This is a genomic window from Hyphobacterium vulgare (assembly GCF_042643335.1).
GTDB lineage: Bacteria > Pseudomonadota > Alphaproteobacteria > Caulobacterales > Maricaulaceae > Hyphobacterium > Hyphobacterium vulgare.
In genome coordinates, this window is record NZ_JBHRSV010000028.1 from 342763 (window position 1) to 360473 (window position 17711).

Annotated in this window: 14 protein-coding genes and 2 pseudogenes; 6 read left to right on the top strand and 10 right to left on the bottom strand. The window is 60.2% G+C overall.

Features of this window, described 5'->3' with window-relative positions:
- Positions 1 to 154 precede the first annotated feature (154 nt).
- Positions 155 to 1402 carry a hypothetical protein gene (locus ACFOOR_RS14070; RefSeq protein ID WP_343163220.1) on the top strand — a complete coding sequence of 416 codons (1248 nt, stop codon included), beginning with the start codon at positions 155 to 157 and terminating at the stop codon, positions 1400 to 1402.
- A gap of 378 nt (positions 1403 to 1780) precedes the next feature.
- The gene (locus ACFOOR_RS14075) at positions 1781 to 3241 is read left to right on the top strand and encodes a sensor histidine kinase (protein ID WP_343163221.1); all 1461 of its coding nucleotides are present in this window, start codon (positions 1781 to 1783) and stop codon (positions 3239 to 3241) included.
- Here the strand turns inward: ACFOOR_RS14075 and ACFOOR_RS14080 are convergent.
- The 9 genes and pseudogenes from ACFOOR_RS14080 to ACFOOR_RS14120 form a co-directional block, all read right to left on the bottom strand.
- Positions 3216 to 3899, bottom strand: coding sequence for a response regulator transcription factor (locus ACFOOR_RS14080; protein ID WP_343163222.1), 684 nt, complete (start codon positions 3897 to 3899; stop codon positions 3216 to 3218). The genes ACFOOR_RS14075 and ACFOOR_RS14080 overlap by 26 nt on opposite strands.
- Positions 3896 to 5041, bottom strand: coding sequence for a hypothetical protein (locus ACFOOR_RS14085; RefSeq protein ID WP_343163223.1), 1146 nt, complete (start codon positions 5039 to 5041; stop codon positions 3896 to 3898). Before ACFOOR_RS14085 ends, ACFOOR_RS14080 begins: the two co-directional genes overlap by 4 nt.
- A gap of 67 nt (positions 5042 to 5108) precedes the next feature.
- Positions 5109 to 5882 carry a calcium-binding protein gene (locus ACFOOR_RS14090; RefSeq protein WP_343163224.1) on the bottom strand — a complete coding sequence of 258 codons (774 nt, stop codon included), beginning with the start codon at positions 5880 to 5882 and terminating at the stop codon, positions 5109 to 5111.
- A 26-nt stretch (positions 5883 to 5908) separates the two neighbouring features.
- On the bottom strand, positions 5909 to 6322 hold the full coding sequence (locus ACFOOR_RS14095; RefSeq protein WP_343163225.1) for a hypothetical protein: 414 nt from the start codon (positions 6320 to 6322) through the stop codon (positions 5909 to 5911).
- Between the two features lie 157 nt (positions 6323 to 6479).
- On the bottom strand, positions 6480 to 6644 hold the full coding sequence (locus ACFOOR_RS14100) for a hypothetical protein (protein WP_380214836.1): 165 nt from the start codon (positions 6642 to 6644) through the stop codon (positions 6480 to 6482).
- A 315-nt stretch (positions 6645 to 6959) separates the two neighbouring features.
- Positions 6960 to 7894, bottom strand: a pseudogene (locus tag ACFOOR_RS14105) (IS3 family transposase); the annotation flags it as partial.
- A gap of 114 nt (positions 7895 to 8008) precedes the next feature.
- Positions 8009 to 8626 (bottom strand): TetR/AcrR family transcriptional regulator, encoded by a 618-nt coding sequence (locus ACFOOR_RS14110; RefSeq protein ID WP_343163227.1) that lies wholly within the window; start codon positions 8624 to 8626, stop codon positions 8009 to 8011.
- A 483-nt stretch (positions 8627 to 9109) separates the two neighbouring features.
- A pseudogene (locus tag ACFOOR_RS14115) lies at positions 9110 to 9441 on the bottom strand (integrase core domain-containing protein); the annotation flags it as partial.
- Between the two features lie 5 nt (positions 9442 to 9446).
- Entirely contained in the window at positions 9447 to 11027 is a 1581-nt protein-coding gene (locus ACFOOR_RS14120) for a long-chain-fatty-acid--CoA ligase (protein WP_343163228.1), read from the bottom strand.
- Between the two features lie 289 nt (positions 11028 to 11316).
- Between ACFOOR_RS14120 and ACFOOR_RS14125 the strand changes: the two genes are divergently transcribed.
- Genes ACFOOR_RS14125 through ACFOOR_RS14140 form a run of 4 tightly spaced genes read left to right on the top strand, consistent with a single transcriptional unit; the run spans position 11317 to position 16955 of the window.
- A complete protein-coding gene (locus ACFOOR_RS14125) occupies positions 11317 to 13404 on the top strand; it encodes a 3-hydroxyacyl-CoA dehydrogenase NAD-binding domain-containing protein (RefSeq protein WP_343163229.1) in 2088 nt (695 codons plus the stop codon).
- Between the two features lie 10 nt (positions 13405 to 13414).
- Positions 13415 to 14593, top strand: a complete 1179-nt coding sequence (locus tag ACFOOR_RS14130; protein WP_343163230.1) for an acetyl-CoA C-acyltransferase — start codon at positions 13415 to 13417, stop codon at positions 14591 to 14593.
- Positions 14594 to 14608: 15 nt separating this feature from the next.
- Complete coding sequence (locus ACFOOR_RS14135; RefSeq protein WP_343163231.1) at positions 14609 to 15805, top strand: acyl-CoA dehydrogenase family protein; 1197 nt, start codon at positions 14609 to 14611, stop codon at positions 15803 to 15805.
- Between the two features lies 1 nt (position 15806).
- On the top strand, positions 15807 to 16955 hold the full coding sequence (locus tag ACFOOR_RS14140; RefSeq protein WP_343163232.1) for an acyl-CoA dehydrogenase family protein: 1149 nt from the start codon (positions 15807 to 15809) through the stop codon (positions 16953 to 16955).
- Between the two features lie 25 nt (positions 16956 to 16980).
- Here the strand turns inward: ACFOOR_RS14140 and ACFOOR_RS14145 are convergent, their stop codons facing one another.
- A complete protein-coding gene (locus ACFOOR_RS14145; protein ID WP_343163233.1) occupies positions 16981 to 17625 on the bottom strand; it encodes a DsbA family protein in 645 nt (214 codons plus the stop codon).
- Positions 17626 to 17711 lie beyond the last annotated feature (86 nt).

The window sequence follows — 17711 nt, forward strand, 5'->3', positions numbered from 1 at the left end:
CCGCACACCCAAAACCCGCTATGAGCGGGAAATCGTGCCGGGAGCGCGCCGATCTGGCGACCGCATATTTATGCGGTTGTGGAGCTCAGCATGCCGGGAGCAGGCTGATCCGAAACGCTGCCAGGATGACCGGCGGCGGGACGGGGAGTTCGATATGAACGAATCCATCAGGACACTACGGCTCATTGCGTTCGGCATTATGGCTGCATCGACCTTGGCACCGGTCGCGGCCGCGCAGGTCAATCAGCTGCAAAATCCGGGTTTCGAAACGCCGGTCGCGCCGAATTCCGGCAACAACATCAACCATTCGATCGCGCCCTGGACGCTGGGCACCGGTGACGCCCCCAATGTCGTGCGCGTCGATGGTCCGGGCGGCTACAACTATGCCATGAGCGCGAGCCCCAATCCGGGTCCGCAATCCGATGCGAGCGGTTCAGGCGCGGGTGTCTGGCGGCAATATCTGGACATTGCCCGCGGCAGTAACCGCTTCTACCAGTCATTCACCCCGCGCTGCACCGGAGCCGTTCGCTATGGCGGTTTCTTTTCGACCCGTGACAACAGTCCAGGTCGAGGATCTCTGGAAATACGCGAGGGCACGGGGCTGAGCGGAGCAATTGTCGCACAGCATGCTGTCAACCTACCCGGCGGCAATTCCAGCAATGACCCGTGGACGCCCAATGATCACACGGCGAATCTGACCGCGAACACGACCTATTCCTTCGTCGTGGACATGGACAACAATCTCAATTTCGACGAGGCGTTTGTGCACTTCGAAACAGGTCCGTGCAGCCAGCCGCCGCGGCCGATCGGCGACCCGACCTATACGCCGCGGCCGCAGATCGATCCGAATATTCGCCCGCAGCCGGTCGCATCTCTCGACACCTGCTGCCCGCCACTGACGCGTGAGACGGCGCTGACCATGATTCACGTGACGCCGCAGGGCGGGCTCAACGCCCCCTACGATGTCAGCCTGACGCTCGACACGGCATGGCGCAATCAGTGGCAGGCCTATCTGAACTACCTCACCGCGCTTGACCCTTCGGTTCGCCATCTGCGACTGGACGTCGAGGTTGTCGCCGCGGGGCAGGGCAATCTTCCTGCGCAATCCGGATCGCAGCATGGCATGGCGACGATTGCCTGGAATACCGGCGTGACGACGCACCCGGTTCCGGGCGGCAATATCCCGCAAATGCAGGTGGGCGAGTGGTATACTTTCCGCTTCACCTGGAGTGCGCTCGACAGCAGCGGAATGCCGCGTGCGGGCGGTGAATGCGAGTACACGGACGTGTCCTATCGCCATCAGGTCGTTGCACGGCGCGGAAATCCCGAGCGGCGTATCGCCCAGACCGTAGGAGACGCCGGCCGCGTCGAAACCGTCGGGCGCGCTGGGGCGGCGGACTAGAACCAATTCGGAATGCTTCGAAGGGGCGAGGCCCGGCGATATCACGCCGGGCCTCACTCATTCCGGAAGCAGCCTGGCTGATATCCTGTGGTGCCGGGAGGGAGAAGTCGCGCCTTATCCTGGCGGTCTCCCGAGCGCACTTTTTGCTAACCCCCGCACGAATGCCATGCGAAGCTATCCCGTCCGTGTAGGGAAGAGCGAATGGCGCTGGCGCTTGCACATCCGGACCTGCGCTCTCACCGCATGATGGCGCTGGTCTTCGGGCTGGGCGTTTTCCTGCTGTTGCAGCCCGCCATCTGGTTTCCGCTCCTGACCGGGGCGGCGGTCCGGTTTGAGGATGTCCGGGCAGCCAGCGATCTGCGGCCAGGTCCAACGGCCGTGCTCGACCAGACCGGCTTGGTCGCGCAGGCGCCCGGCTGGATTCAGTCGACCGCGTCCCAGGACCTTTCGGGCACAACACGAACATTGGTAACCGGCGGCTTGCCCCCGGAAGCGCGCATCTTCGTCAATGGCATTTTGCTGGACGCTGGCGCGGCTTCCCACGGCGGCTTTCGGACGCACCCGCTTCCGCCCGGATATCTCTCTTACGGTTCCGATCGCCTGGTCGTAATTCAACCCGACCGGCCGGCATTGACACCGCCGCTTGTGGCTTTCGCAGAATCCGGTACCGCCGCAGCTCGGGTCCGCCTTTTCGGACCTATGACGGACGCGGCACGCCTGTTCGTCGCGATCCTGTCGCTGGCCTTGACATCGCTACTCCTGGGCGCGTTTGCGCATACCGCCAACCCAAGACACATTGTCGTGGCCAGCCTGTGCCTGGCGGCGGGCGTGGCAGGCGCTCCACAGGCCTTTGCATCTGTTTCGGCCTTGTCCGATCTCGAGTGGAGCGCGGTGCGCTGGCTGGCACTCGTCCCGGCAATCGCGTTACTGACAACGATCAAGGACAGGGTGAGGCGGTTCGAACCGATCCGGCTGGCCGCCTTGTTCTGTTTCGCGTTCGCTTTTGGTGCCGTGTTGACCACCGCGCTCCTGCCTTCGCTCTCGCCTTGGCCTGCCCTTTTCGATTCAGGTGCCTTGGCGATGGCGATGACAGGCCTGGTTCTGGTCCTGCTCGGCGCGCTTCCCGGGGCTGCGCGCCTCATTGTGGATCTGATCCGGCATTTTCGGCAACGCGGCGAGATCATCTCCTACCAGCAGGGAGTCATCGCGCGGCAGGCCAAAACCCTGGAAGCGGAAATCCGCAAGCGGGCAGTGCTCGAGGAGCGCGCCCGGTTTGCCCGCGACATGCATGATGGACTCGGCGGTAGTCTTCTTTCCCTGCTCGCGGAAGTCCGCTCCGGAAAGGTTTCCTTTGATCGCGTCGAGACCGCTCTCGAGGACAATCTCGACGACATGCGATTGATGATCGATTCGCTTGATCATGCGGACCAGTCGCTCGCCGCCGCGCTGAGCACGCTGCAAACAAGGATCCGGCCGATGTTCGAAGTGTCCGGCATCACCCTGAACTGGTCCCAACCCCCACGAGACCGTTTGCCGACCCTGGGCGCGGAAGCGGTCCTGAACCTGCTTCGCATCCTGCAGGAAGCGGCCAGCAATATCGTGCGCCATTCCGATGCCGACCGCGCGGACTTCGTGTTTGAGGCTCCGGCAATTGGCGCCATGCTGACCTTTTCCGTCTCCGACAATGGCTCGCAAGCCGTGTGTCGGACTGTCGGTTCAGACCGGCCCGCCTACGGGCTGCGCAACATGGCGAACCGTGTGGCAGCATTGAATGGACAGTTTGCCGCTGGCTACGAAGCCGGTACCGGTTGGGTCATTCGGGTTTCGGTTCCGGTCTGACCCCGGCGCGCGCCCCGATCAGTCCCAGCGACTGGGCTTCGAACACAGCCTCATTGCGCGAATGAACACTCAGCTTGCTATAGATTTTCCGGACATGATCGCTGACCGTGTTGACGGAGATTGCGAGAAGTTCGGCGGTCTCGCGATAGGACATGCCGCGGGAGAACAACTCCAGCACCGCGACTTCCCGCTCGGACAATTCCGGTTGACCGCTCGATTGTGAGCTCGGGGACGGCCGCACGAGGTCCACGAGATAGGCTGCGACCTGTGGGCTCACGGGAGCCATTCCGGACAAGGTTTCACGGATTTCCTTCAGGATGATGTCCGGACGTCCGCTTTTCAGAAGGTATCCATCCGCACCCGCGGCGAGGGCCTGCATGACCGTCACGCGGTCGCCGAGTACGCTAAGGACCAGCGCCCGGGTCTGGCCGCCCGCCTTCGCCGCGCGGATTACGTCGACGCCGCTTCCGTCAGGCAGTCCAAGGTCGACGAGGCACAAGTCGACGCCGCCTTCCCGCAGGCCTTCGCAGGCTTCCGCCCTGGTGCCACAGACGAAGGCCAGCGCGAACTCGCTGCTGTTTTCGATGATGCCCGCCAGAAACAGCCGCAGCGCGTCGTCATCCTCGACAATGGCAATCCTTGGCTGCGCACCGATCACTCGCCCCTCCAGCAGGTCGCATAAGGCTGATCGCGAATGTCAATCCAGACCCGGCCTTCATAATCGGCAGGTCCCGTCGCAAAGAAATCAAATCCGCGCCCGTTGAGGTGCCAGTCCGCCACCCGCCACTCTTCGCCAAACTCTGCGCGGCAGTAAGCATCCGCATCGCCGCGGTTCGCGAAGCGGTTGGCGGGGACCGGCGTGGTCAGGGCAAAATCCCCGCCCGTCCAATCGCGCACAGAATGACGCGGCAGGCCGATCGCCTCGAAATCCGGGGATCGAGCGTTCGTTGGACGAAAGCAAGCGATCGGGAGTTCGGTGCCGCAAGGTGTATTGCCCACAAAGGGATTGCAGAACGCCGCTACGTCTTCGCCGGGATAACAGGTCGCGCGTACCACCGGCCCGCTCGACGGGTCGTGTCCCTGCGGTTCATACCAGAATGACAGGCCCGACTGCGTCACGGGCGGCGAACAAATCGCCAACGCCATGAAGTCGACCGCCGTATCATCCGCGATGACGACATCGACAATGCCTGACATGTCCGCGTCTCGGATGTGGTCGAGCAGGCTGGTCCCGTTCTGAAGACGCAGATCGGCAATGTCGATACTGTAGACATCGCCCGAATTCGACCATCGCGGGTCTGAACGAAGGGACCATACGTTCGTCTGGAAGACATGTTGTTGGTCCGGTGCCCGGGACGAGCGGAGCGTGACGTGGTCACCGATGACGATACCGTCATTCACGCTGCTGCCATTTTCGAACATCCGTATTACGAACAGGCCCGAAACGGCATCGCGTGGCGGCTCGAAATAGTCGAAGAAATCCTGGTCCAGGTCAGCATCATCATAGTCGCGCAATCCGACGCCCGCGACCCGCTGTGAACCGGCTCGATCGGGACGGGCAGGTTCGAAATTGCCGGGCGCATAGCCGTCCTCGACGCCGCGCCGGATGACCGTTCGCGTCTCGCCGCGCCGGCAGGCAAAATTCTCGATCAGCAGGCTGGCCGAGACCGGTGCCGGCAAAATTTCTGCGTCAAGCCAGCCGGCTCGCGGCGCGGCGATCCAAACGGCCAGCCCAAGCGATCCCGCGGCCGCCACGGCGGCCAGGATACGCCCCACCAAGAGTAAAGGCCGGTCGATCATGGAGTTTCCCTACCGGGTCACAAAGCCCATGCCACGCGGACTTGGCAAGACATTCCGCTCGGCAGCGTCAGGGTATGAGGTCGTTCATTGTGATCGTGCTGGCCGACGTCTCGATGCGAATCCAGATGGCCGGCTGGCCATTGCCGTCATGCCAGATCAGGTGAACCTCGCCGCCATTGACCAGATAGCCGAGCTGCGTCGGACCGCTCGGAAACCCGGGCACGAGGGCGGAAAATGCGTCGTCACTTCCGCCCGGGATGGGATCAATGGCCGAAAGATCGATCCGGTCGCCCTGGTTGGGACGGAAGCCCATGATCAGATCGGCATGCGCTACGTCAGGCCCCGAATGCGCCGGCTCTTCCAGAACGAAGCGATCCGCGCCGCCGCCACCCATCATGAAGTCACGGCCAGGCCCCATATGGATGGTGTCATCGTCGGGGCCTCCGGCCATTTCGTCGGAGGCCTCGCCGCCGCGCAGAATGTCATTGCCCTTGCCGCCCGCGAGAACGTCCTCGCCGCCGCCGCCGATCAGGCGGTCATCGCCATCTCCGCCCGCGAGGCGGTCAGCTGACCCGCCGCCGAGCAGGACGTCACGGCCCCGCCCGCCGCGCAACCAGTCAATTCCGGGACCGCCTTCCAGGCGATCATTCCCGGCGTTGCCGCGAATATCATCGTCCCCGCCCAGGCCCTCGATCGTGTCATGGCCAGCCAGTCCCAGGATCGTGTCGGGTCCGGGCGTGCCGACGAAGATGTCGTTTCCCGTGGTCAGCGTCTGACCCACCGCCGCGGACGTGACCAGCGATGCCAGAGCAAGGGCGGCGAGTAAGGAGAGGGGCGTCATGTCTAAGGTCCGATCTTTCCGCGGTGTCAGCGGCATTTGGCGGCCCGCGAAAGCTGAATGAGCGCCTGCCGGTCAAGCGTCCGTTGGAAGACTTCGATCTCGTCAATGTTGGCGGTCGGCGTTCCGTGTTTGGGCTCCCGGTTTTCCGATGTTGCGCCTGAAACGGTCCCTGAAACCGTCGCGTTCGTGTCTGTGATCTTGAACGCATTCGCCAAATCCTCATTCGCGGGCAGCGCGAATGTTGCCGACGAGATCGCGGCGGCAAGCAGGGTGGCTGCAAGCGCGTGGCACAGCCCGTCAGTCTTGAAGGTGTGCACGGCGGAGCCTTTCGCGAGACATGATCTGCGTGAAAGGAGCACGCATAGAGTCTTCCGCCGCAACCGCATGGATATGCGGTTGCATCCGGCTACGACGAACCATGTTGAAAGCTGAACCGGCAAGCGGCTTCAGTCCCGCACCAAACCAGGACCGAAAGTGCCAGGCCGTTTTGCCGGCCGAATGGCAAATTCGTTTTCAGTCAACTTGGCGGGCGGCCGCCAGAACGGACCTGCGATAGGGCCGTCACTCGCTTATTCCGAGAACTGTTCCGCCGCACCGTCACGGCTCGCTCGCTGAGCCTCGGGCAGTGCAAGGTCCGCAATCAACAACACTGATGAGATCGGAGACCTCCGAACCGGTCTTGAAGTCTCCCGCCTGGGCGCCGAGGGCCTCACGGTATTCGTCGAGGAGGGCGGTCAGTTCGGATTCATCAAGGTCGCCCACGAGAACCTCCCGATAAAGAGGGATCATCCGGATGCGTCTCTGCAGCGCGGCCTTCAGATCGTGAAGGGGATCGCACAGATGGAGGGAAGAGATGAACCGGGCTCCTACCGTTGAGCGCATGGGATTGTGTCCGCGCGCGTCGACCCGAACCGGTTCTGTGAATTCCGTCGTGATCGAACGGGGCGGTTTATCCCCGTGCGGGTCAATGATGCACTGCACAAAAGTGGGTCAATAACCCCCTGAAAACACCCCCTTTTTGAAAAGCCGCATTTTGACCCATTTGGCATAAGTCACCGAAACAAAAGGGTTTAGACGGCGCCCGGCCCTGGAGAAGTCCAGCGTGACGTCATTGGCATAGGCCCAGAGGTCGAGATCGCGCGAGATGAACTCGCTGCCGTTGTCGACCCGGATCGTCCCGGGATACCCGGTCTGGCCACACACCCGGTCTAGCGTCTGAACGACATCCTCGCCGCGATAGGTGAAGCGCGGGTCCACCACCGGGCAGTAGCGCAAGCGCGTGTCTACCACCGGCAGGATCCGCAGCTTCGATCCAATGGCGAGCTGGTCGTGGACGAAGTCCACCGGCCACACTTCGTTCGGGCTAGCCGCATCCCGGCGGTCCTCGCGAAGCTTGGCCTTAACCCGTCGCTTGGGATGCTTGTTGCGCAGCTGCAGGCCTAACTCGCTGTAGATCCTGCGGGTCTTCTTGACGTTGATCACCCAGCCCTCGCGGCGAAGGAGGACGTGAACCCTGCGATAGCCATAGCGCACACGGGTCTCACAGATCTCCCTTATCCTCTGTTCGAGGCCGGCCTGGCCGGGTCGGCGGGACTTGTAGTGGTAGGTCGAGGTGCCGAGGGGAAGAACCCGGCAGGCCCTTCGGATCGACACGCCTCAGTCCATCAGCATCCCGTCGACCAGCTCGCGCTTGCGGACAGGCCTTAGAGCTTTCGGCGGATGACGTCGTGCAGCATCTCCCGGTCCAGCGTCAGGTCCGCGACGATCTTATTCAGGCGCGTATTCTCGTCCTCGAGTTGCTTCAGCCGGCGCAACTCGTCCGGCAAAAGCCCGCCATACTTGTTCGTCGGGTGTTCGATCCACTGGATCGATCACTTTTCCTCCTCACGCCAGTTGAAATACGTCGCCTTGCTGATGCCCGCCTTGCGGCAGATCTCCGCGACCGGCGTTCCGGACTCACCCTGCTTCAGGATGAATACCTTCTGCGCCTCGGTGAACTTCGATGCCTTCATGAGCTCCCGCTCCTCTCCCAGCCCAGGGAAACCTAGCGGAAAACTCCAACTTCAAACGATCCAGTTTCCAGGGGCAGAGCGGTCACGACCGCGCCGCGGGTTTGAAAGGATTGACTATTCCAGCCTGATAGGCGCGCGAATAAAGCCGGCCACCGTGGCCACGACTTCAGTCGTGGCTTCTTCTAAAGGCGCGGCGTTGCCTTGCTTGATTTGCTTTGCATAATCGGCGACGAGGACCAGCGTGATGGACAGAGCCCGACGCGCTCGGGTTGTAAGCGCCGCCTGTGGAATGTGGCTGAGGTGTGGGCGAATCAAGTCTCTTATCGTGTTCAGGCTGTCCATACCCATCTCGCGCGCGATCTCGCCAAGGTCGAACCTTGGGTCCGTGGCAAGCTGAGCGCAGAAACTGGCATAAAGGCGCCCACCTTCCTGCAGGCACACCGCCATGTAAGGCGCTATGGCCGCATACAGCGCCTGGTCAATCTCATCGCCGGCGACCTTCCAGTCGCGTTTGGCGAGAAGCTCAACGCGCTTGTCTTCGATCTCTTGAAAACGGCTGGCAAACACCTCTTTGAGCAACTTATCGACGCTGCCGAAATGGTAGTGGAGGGCGCTCTCATTCTTCGAACCGGAGGCGCGTGTGATTTGCTTGACCGAAATTCCTCCCAGACCTCTCTCGGCGATCAGGCGTTCCGCGGCCCGCAGGAGTGCGATTTTCGTGTTCTGGCTCATCGTGTACTGCACCTGGATAGAAAATAATGGTAAGCATTAAATTCCAAATTTGTCAAGTCTACGATGACGCAATGTTGGGTGAATTGGAACGGTATTTAAGCAGTTTAGCAGGGTTTATGGCGCAGTCGCGCTTGGCGTCAGCGCCGTTTTCATCTCGCCGGTGACCGCCGCGGCCCAGTCGCAAGGCCCGTTCGAGATTCTCTCTAGCGCTGATGTCAACAATGACGGCGATAGGACCTGGTCCGAGATTGTCGACATGCGATCGCTCAATTTTGAGCAAATGGACCGCAACGAAGATGGCAGTATTGATAAGGATGACCGGTCTATGACGTGACCCCCATCTTTCATCCAGCCGAAGCGAAAGTCCGGAGTTGATTTGTGCTGCTCCCCAAGGCCGGACCGCCGGAAGCTGGATCTTTCCGGCTGTGATCACGGCGGCGGACTGGCTGCGCAGTCGTGATTATGCGGGCCGGCCGGGACGTTTTACCTGATCGCACTGTGCCGTCTGACCTCATTGTAGTCTCTAAGCCATCGCTCGCATTTTCCACGGGCGTCGGCAAGATTCATGAGCCAGTGGGCATTCAGGCATTCTGCCTGAAGCTTGCTGTTGAAGGCGTCGATGAACGCGTTGACCATTGGCTACCGGGCCGGGAGAAGTCCAGCTTAACCCCGTTGGCATAGGCCCAGAGGTCCAGGTCGCGTGAGATGAACTCGCTGCTATTGCCGACCCGGATCGTCCCGGGCTGCCCGACCTGACCAAACACGCGCTCAAGCGTTTGAACGATGTACTCACCGCGACCGGTGAAGCGCGGATCGGGCTTTAAGCGATCGAGGCTTCCTGATCTTTCCAGTAAGGGGCCCGCAACTCGGTCTTAAGCACCTTCATGACGGCTGACAGGGGAAGAGGGGAGCGCCTGAATTCAACAGACTTTGGCACTTTGTATCCGGCAATCTGCTCGCGGGCATGGGCGATGATTGCGTCCGACGTCACGTTGGCACCCTCTCGCAGGACCACGACGGCATGAACCGCCTCGCCCCAAGTCCTGTCCGGAATGCCGATAACGGCAACCTGACTTACATCTGGATGGTTTGAGATCGCGTTTTCAACCTCAATCGAATAAACATTCTCGCCGCCGGAAATGATCATGTCCTTCACGCGGTCCACCAGGTACAAATAGCCCTCTTTATCGACATAGCCCGCGTCTCCGGAATGGTACCACCCGTCCTTGAACGCTTCCTTTGTCGCTTCAGGCTTGTTCCAGTATTGACTCATGAAATTCCCGCCTCTGGCGCAGACTTCGCCGATTTCTCCGGTCTCGAGTTCATTGCCTTCACTGTCGCGAATGGAAAGCTCGACACCGGGAACCGGTTGGCCGACCGAGCGTAGATACTTGCCGCCCCTGCGGTGATCGTCCGGCTTCAAAAGGGTCAGCACTGCGTTGCACTCGGTCATACCATAGCCCTGATAGAGCTCGAGTTGGGGGGCTACCTTGTCCAGCTTCTCGAGCAGTGCCATCGGCATGGGAGAAGCCCCGTACGACAGGTATTTCAGCGATCTTATTCGATCCGGAGAAAAGCCGGGGTGAGACAGCATCATCCCGATCATGGTCGGAACCATGGTCGTAGCTGTGACCTGGTTCCGTTCGATTTCGCTGAGTACAATTTCAGGCTGGAAGGCCGGAATGAGTACGGTTCTGGCCCCGATCACATACGCGGAGACAACCGTGCTGGTGGAGGCCACGTGAAACATCGGGGCCTGGATCAGAATGGCGGTGCCTTCGCTCTCAATCGGCCTGTGGATGCGCGTGTGATACAGGTTCAGCATCTGGGCGCGCTGGGTCAGGACAACGCCCTTGGGCAGGCCGGTCGTGCCACCGGTATACATCAGAACGGCCGGGTCTTCCTCTTCAGGTTCGGCTGGTATCGACGCATCCGCGGCTGCCAACAGGTTTTCATAGACCAGATCGTGAATTCCCGTCTCATCGCCCTCGCCATCGCCGATCAAGACGATGTGCCGCACCAGGGTTACCTCGCCGATTTTGAGGGCGGCATCGAGCGCTTTTGCAAAATGTTTGTCGACAAAAACGACCTCCGCCCCGGAGTCTCGAATAATGTATTCAAGTTCCTTTGGACTCAGTCGCAAATTCATCGGGTTAATGATGCCGGCGCCAAGCAGCGCGGCGTGATATAACTCAAGATATACATGAGAATTCAGGGCCAGGACGGCAAAACGGTCACCGCGCCCGATGCCGAGTTGATGCTGGAGGGCATGCGCCAGGCGAAACACCCTCTGGGCATGTTCTCTGAAGGTCGCTGTGTAGCGGCCATCAACAACTGCAATCGCATCATTGAAGCGTTTCATGGCAGGCATGAAATTTCGATGATAAATGAGTTCTTTCATAATATTGCTCCCGGCATCCAGCTTGCTGGCAATCGGCACCAGGCCATTGCGCGAACCAGGCTTCGCTGATGTTCCGATGTGCGTCGCAAACGCTGGCTCGTCTGATGATTTCGGATCTGTTTGCCGATCCGTTCTGGCGCCTTGCGCAAGTTAATGTACAGCATTAAAACCGTCAATTGACGATTTCTTCCGGTGCTCCTGGGCATGCGGCAAGTAGCTTGTATCTTGTTGTTATTCCAAGATGTATCTCTATCAAAATAGGTGTTTAAGTGGAGGTGGGGCCGCTGGAATGAGTAACCGAGTGAGCTATGAGCAGCATGATGGCATTGCCATTGTGACGGTCGATAACGGCCCGGTGAATGCGCTCTCACATGCGGTGCGGTTGGGGCTGCAGTCCGCGTTCCAGCGCTTTGAGACGGACGATACGGCCAGGATCGCTTTGATCGTCGGGGCGGGACGCTTTTTTATTGGCGGCGCCGACATTTCGGAATTTGGCAAGCCCCGCTCTGAACCTGCATTGCCGGGCATTATCAATAGTATTGAATTTGGTGAGAAGCCTGTGGTTGCGGCTATTCACGGAGCAGCGCTTGGCGGAGGGCTGGAGGTTGCGCTGGGAGCGCATTATCGCCTGGCTCTCAAGGGGGCTCAGCTCGGTTTGCCCGAGACCAAGCTTGGGCTCATTCCAGGTGCGGGCGGTAGCCAGCGCGTACCGCGTCTGATCGGCATTGCGGCGGCCTTGGAAATGATCCCGACAGGCCGTGTGATGCCCGCTGAAGAAGCGCTGAAGCTCGGGCTGGTTGATCGAGTCGTGGATGCCAGCGATGTCCGTGAGGCGGGGATCGCTTATGCGACCGAGCTGCTGGACAAGGGGGCCCCGCCGAAACCGGTTGGAGCGCTCCCCTCTCCGCAGAATGACCCGAAAGCCTTCGAGGCGGCACGATCAGGGTTGGCCAAGTCCGCGCGTGGAGAAGTCGCCCCTGTGGCGGCGGTTGATGCGATCGAGCTAGCGACCCGGCTCGATATCCATGAGGGCATGGCTGAGGAGCGACGCATCTTCCATAAAATGATGGATACGCCTCAGCGCGCCGCCCTCATCCATGCCTTCTTCAGTGAGCGAAAAGTTACCAAGCTGCCCGCCCTTGAAGCGGTTGCGCCGCGCGAGATTGCTACAGCTGGCGTCATTGGTGGCGGCACGATGGGGGCCGGGATCGCGACTGCGGCTTTGTTGCGCGGTTTGCCCATCACACTCCTTGAGCGCGATGCAGATGCAGCCAACGCTGCGCGCGAAAGGATTGCCGGTAATCTCGATGCGGCGGTAAAGCGCGGCAAACTCGCACATGAAGGGCGTGAGAGAATTTTGCAGGAGCATCTCGCCGTCGTCACGGACTATGATGCGCTTTCATCGTGCGATCTCATCATCGAGGCCGTGTTCGAGGACATGGCGGTGAAGAAACAGGTCTTTGCCGAGCTGGACCGGGTAGCCAAACCGAACGCAATCCTGGCCACCAATACCTCCTATCTCAATGTGAATGAGATCGCGGATTCGGTTTCGCGCCCCGGAGACGTGATCGGACTGCACTTCTTCTCGCCCGCGCACGTGATGAAATTGCTTGAGGTGGTGGTTGCCGACAAAACCCTTCCCGAGGTGACGGCGACCAGTTTTGCGCTGGCCAAAAGACTCGGCAAGGTCGCCGTTCGTGCCGGGGTGTGTGACGGCTTCATTGGTAATCGCATCCTCGCGCACTATCGAAAAGTCCTCGATCAAGCAGTCCTGGCTGGGGCCAGTCCGTTCGATGTGGACCGAGCGCTGACCGGTTACGGGCTCGCCATGGGTCCGTATGCCGTGGGCGATCTTGCCGGACTTGATATCGGATGGGCCCATCGCAAGCGGCTTGCAGCCACCCGGGACCCGCGCGAGACCTATGCTGAGTTTTCAGATCGGCTTTGCGAGGCGGGCCATTTTGGCCGAAAGACGGGCAGGGGGTTCTATGATTATTCAACCGGCAAGCCGGTCCCGAACGAGGACGTTCTGGATATCCTCGAGCGTGAGCGGGCCTCGAAAGGGATCACCGCGAGAACGCTGTCGGATGACGACATTGTGCGCCGATACCGGGCGGCAATGGTGAATGAGTCGGCCCGGATTATCGATGAAGGTATTGCCCGTCGTCCGCTGGACGTGGATGTCACCATGCTCAATGGCTATGGCTTCCCGCGCTGGCGGGGTGGGCCCATGCATGATGCAGATGCGGTTGGTCTGGAGTCCATCCTGACCGACATCAAGACATTCGCCGCTGAGGACGATTTTCTTTGGCAACCTGCCTCGCTGCTTGAACGGCTCGTGGCCGAAGGCAGGACCTTTGCCAGTCTGAATGACTAAGGATCAAGCCATGAAACAGGCCGTTATAGTCTCGACCGCGCGCACCGGGCTCGCCAAGTCCTACCGCGGGGCCTTCAACGAAACCCACGGCGCAACCATGGCCGGGCATGCTGTGAAGCATGCTGTGGAGCGATCCGGGCTTGACGCCACGCTCATCGAAGATGCGTTTATTGGATGCGGGTATCCGGAAGGCGTAACCGGGGCGAACATCGCCCGCCATGCTGCCATTCGCGCTGGCTTGCCGGTGACGGTGGCCGCTGTGACAATCAACCGCTTTTGCTCTTCCGGGCTCAACGCTGTTGCGATGGCCGCCCACGCCATCGCCATGGAAGGAGCGACCGCCGCGATCGCAGGTGGCGTGGAAAGCATCAGTCAGATGCCTCCGTCGCGTCCTCCCCAAGCGCGCGAACCCTGGCTGGAGGCGAACAAGCTGGCCATCTACGACTCGATGATCCAGACCGCAGACACTGTGGCAAAACGCTACAAGATCAGCCGTGAGGCGCAGGACGAGTTATCGCTCGAAAGCCAGAAACGCACCGCCGCGGCGCAGGCGGCAGGCAAGCTTGACGATGAGATCGTGCCGATCACCGTCACTCAGGCCATCAAGGACCGGGAAACCGGTGAGGTGACGCGCAAGCAGGTCACCTTTGGCATGGATGACTGCAATCGCCCCAACACCACATTGGAAGGCCTTGCAGGTCTCGAGCCAGTACAAGGCCCGGGTAATTTCGTGACAGCCGGCAATGCATCGCAATTGTCCGATGGTGCCGCGGCGCTGGTGCTCGTCGATAGCGAGCTGGCCGGGAAAAAAGGGCTGGAGCCCCTCGGGGCATTGAAGGGGTTCGTGACTGCGGGCTGCGAGCCGGATGAGATGGGGATCGGTCCGGTATTTGCTGTCCCGCGGCTGCTGAAACGCCATGGTCTTGCGGTCAAGGATATCGATCTTTGGGAACTGAACGAGGCGTTTGCGAGCCAGGCGCTGTATTGCCGAGATCGGCTCGAAATCGATCCTGAGATCTGCAATGTGAATGGTGGCTCGATCTCGATTGGCCACCCCTTCGGAATGACCGGCGCGCGTATGACTGGGCATCTCTTGCTCGAAGGCCGGCGGCGCGGTGCCAAGTACGGTGTCGTTACCATGTGTGTCGGTGGTGGCCAGGGTGCGGCTGGCCTGTTTGAAATTTTCTAAGGAAAGATCGCGCAGATGGATCTGAACTATACCGATGAGCAAAACGCCTTTCGTGCAGAGGTGCGCGGTTATCTTGAGGAGGCGCTTCCAAAGCGGCTCTCGCAGAAGGTTGCGGGCGGGAAGCGTCTGAACAAGGCTGATTACGATCTCTGGCACGATATTCTTTATACGCGAGGCTGGCGTGCTCCTAACTGGCCCAAGGAATATGGCGGCACGGGCTGGGATGCGGTGCAGCGCCACATCTTTGATGAGGAGACTGCGCGTATTCACGCGCCGCGGGCCGTACCGTTCGGTATCAACATGCTTGGGCCTGTTCTTCAGGAATTCGGCACGCAGGCGCAGAAGGATTACTACCTACCGCGCATGCTCAAGGGTGAGGACTGGTGGTGCCAGGGGTATTCTGAGCCCGGCGCCGGCTCTGACCTTGCTTCGGTCAGGACCACCGCCGTACGCGATGGGGACCATTATGTCGTAAACGGACAGAAGACCTGGACCACCTTGGGGCAGCACGCCGACAAGATTTTCTGCCTTGTTCGGACCTCGAAAGAGGGCAAACCGCAAGAAGGCATCAGCTTCCTGCTGGTCGATATGGAAACGCCTGGCGTCGAAGTCCGGCCGATCGTGCTGCTTGATGGCGAAGCCGAGGTTAACGAAGTCTGGTTCAGCGACGTCAAAGTCCCGGTCGAGAATCTGGTAGGTGAGGAAAACAAGGGCTGGACCTACGCCAAATATCTTCTCACCCATGAGCGTACCAACGTGGCCGGCGTGGGTTTCGCGACCGAGGGCTATAACAGTCTGAAGCGCATTGCCAGCCGTGAGTATTCTGGCGGTCGCCCCCTGATCGAAAACCCATATTTCGCTGCAAAAATGGCGCGCGTGGAAATCGATCTCATGACGCTTCAGACGACCAATTTGCGCATGATCGCCAAAACTGCGTCGGGTCAGGCCCCGGGTGCAGAAAGCTCAATGCTGAAAATCCTGGGTTCGGTCATCCGCCAGGAAATCAATGTGCTCACCCGCGAGGCAGCCGGTCCCTATGCCCTGCCCTTCGTATCGGAGCTTCTGGACGAGGACAGTAATGCCGAACCTGTTGGTCCGGACTACGCAATGCCTGCGACGCAGAGCTATTTCAACAATCGCAAATTGTCGATTTATGGCGGATCCAACGAGGTTCAGCGCGGGATCATCAGCAAAGCGATTCTGGAGCTGTAATATGAATTTCGAACTGACTGAAGAACGCCAGATGCTGCAGGACGGGCTGCGTCGATTTCTGCGTGAAACCGTCACTTCGGACCTGTTGAGCGAGGCCACCGAGAGCTCTGAAGGCCATAGCCAGACTCTGTGGAACGGCCTGGCCGAAATGGGTGTAATTGGCGCGCTGTTCTCGGAGCGGGATGGCGGGTTTGGAGGCGCAGGTTTCGATCTAGCGCTGGTTTTTGAAGAGATGGGGCGTGTCGGCGCGTTCGAGCCTTTGCTCGAAACCGGAGTTTTGGCTGGAAGGTTGATCGCTGAGCTTGGCAGTGATGAGCAGAAAGCGTTGATCGAAGATGTCATTGCCGGAAGCATCAAGATTGGTTTTGCGCACGGAGAACCACGTAGCCGCTATGATCTGGAGCGCGTTGAAGCCACGGCTGAAGCGGGTCCGCAGGGCTATGTGCTCAATGGTCATAAGGCGGTTGTGCGGGCAGCACCCTCGGCCGACTATTTCGTGATCAGTGCCCGCACAGCTGGAAATGTCGCCGATGAGGATGGCATTTCGCTGTTTCTTGTGCCTGCGGGAGCTGAAGGCCTGACCCTTCGCAGCTATCCGTTGAATTGCGGGGGGCGGGCCTCTGAAATGTTGCTAGAGAACCTCACCGTCGCCCACGATAGCGTGCTGGGTGAGCCCGGTGCCGCTTTCACAGCGCTGGAGCGAGCTGTCGCTTATGCGACAGCCGCGATTTCCGCAGAGGCGCTGGGCTTGATGGAGACCATCCGCGAGCTGACCACCGATTATCTCAAGACCCGGCAACAATTCGGACGTCCGATCGGCAAATTCCAGGCGTTGCAGCACCGCATGGCTGATGTTCTGATCATCATCGAACAGGCACGCTCTGCGGTAATAAATCTGGCGGGTCATCTCGAGAGCCCCCCCGCACTGCGTGCCCGTCATGTCAGCGCGACAAAGTACATGATCGGATGTGCGGCCCGTCAGGTGGTTGAAGAGAGCATTCAGATGCATGGCGGGATTGGCATGACGCAGGAGTATGCGCTCGCGCACCTGGCCAAGCGCCTGACGATGGTTGACCATAAGTTCGGTGACACCGATTACCATCTGGAGCGCTTCTGTAAGACGCAGCTGGTGTCGGCCGTTCCGGCCTGAGGCCGTGTTGGTAACGCCGGCCTGTCTATCGGGCCAGGCCCGCGTTTTCCAGCCGCCAGCGCAAGGTGTCGACACGATCTTGCCCAAAGAGGGGTTCGTCTCGGAACACCATGGTTGGAACACCCCAATGACCCGAGGCATCGAGCGCCTTGTGATTGCTCTCGATGTCCTCGGCGTGGTCTCCGCCCTCGATGGCGTTGTCGAGCGCTGCCAGATCAAGCCCGATCTCTTCGACGGTCTGGCTGAAGATGCTGCCTTTGTCCCACCCTTGAGTCCCACCAAAAATCATCGCGGAAACATGACCCGCGAACTCCAGCCCTTTGCCCTGTCTGGTCGCCTCGACGCCAAGCTTGGTGAGCCTGTGGATGTGAGGCTGGTGGTCTGAAACTTTCATGGTTGTGAAATCCTGAACCACGGGATCAGGTTGGAGCGGATAGACAACCGGGCGCCCAAGCATCTGGCCTCGCCGCATGCTATCCCTGACGATATATTTGGGCGCTCTCTTGTCATTGGGATCAAAGAGCGATTGCGGGAACCGGATCGCCAGAGGCAGAACCGGCCTTAACCGGACCGTCACGTGAAAATCGTCGCGAAGTTTCAAGAGATCCGGCACCACCAGACGTGAATAAGGACTGCGAAAAGACCAGAATACATCAACGAAGTCAGACATTGTTTCATCCCTCATTATGTCCAGCAATGCGTCGGCCTCTCAGGAGCTACTCGGGCACCCTGCCTTGCTGGATTGAGGGGCGGAAC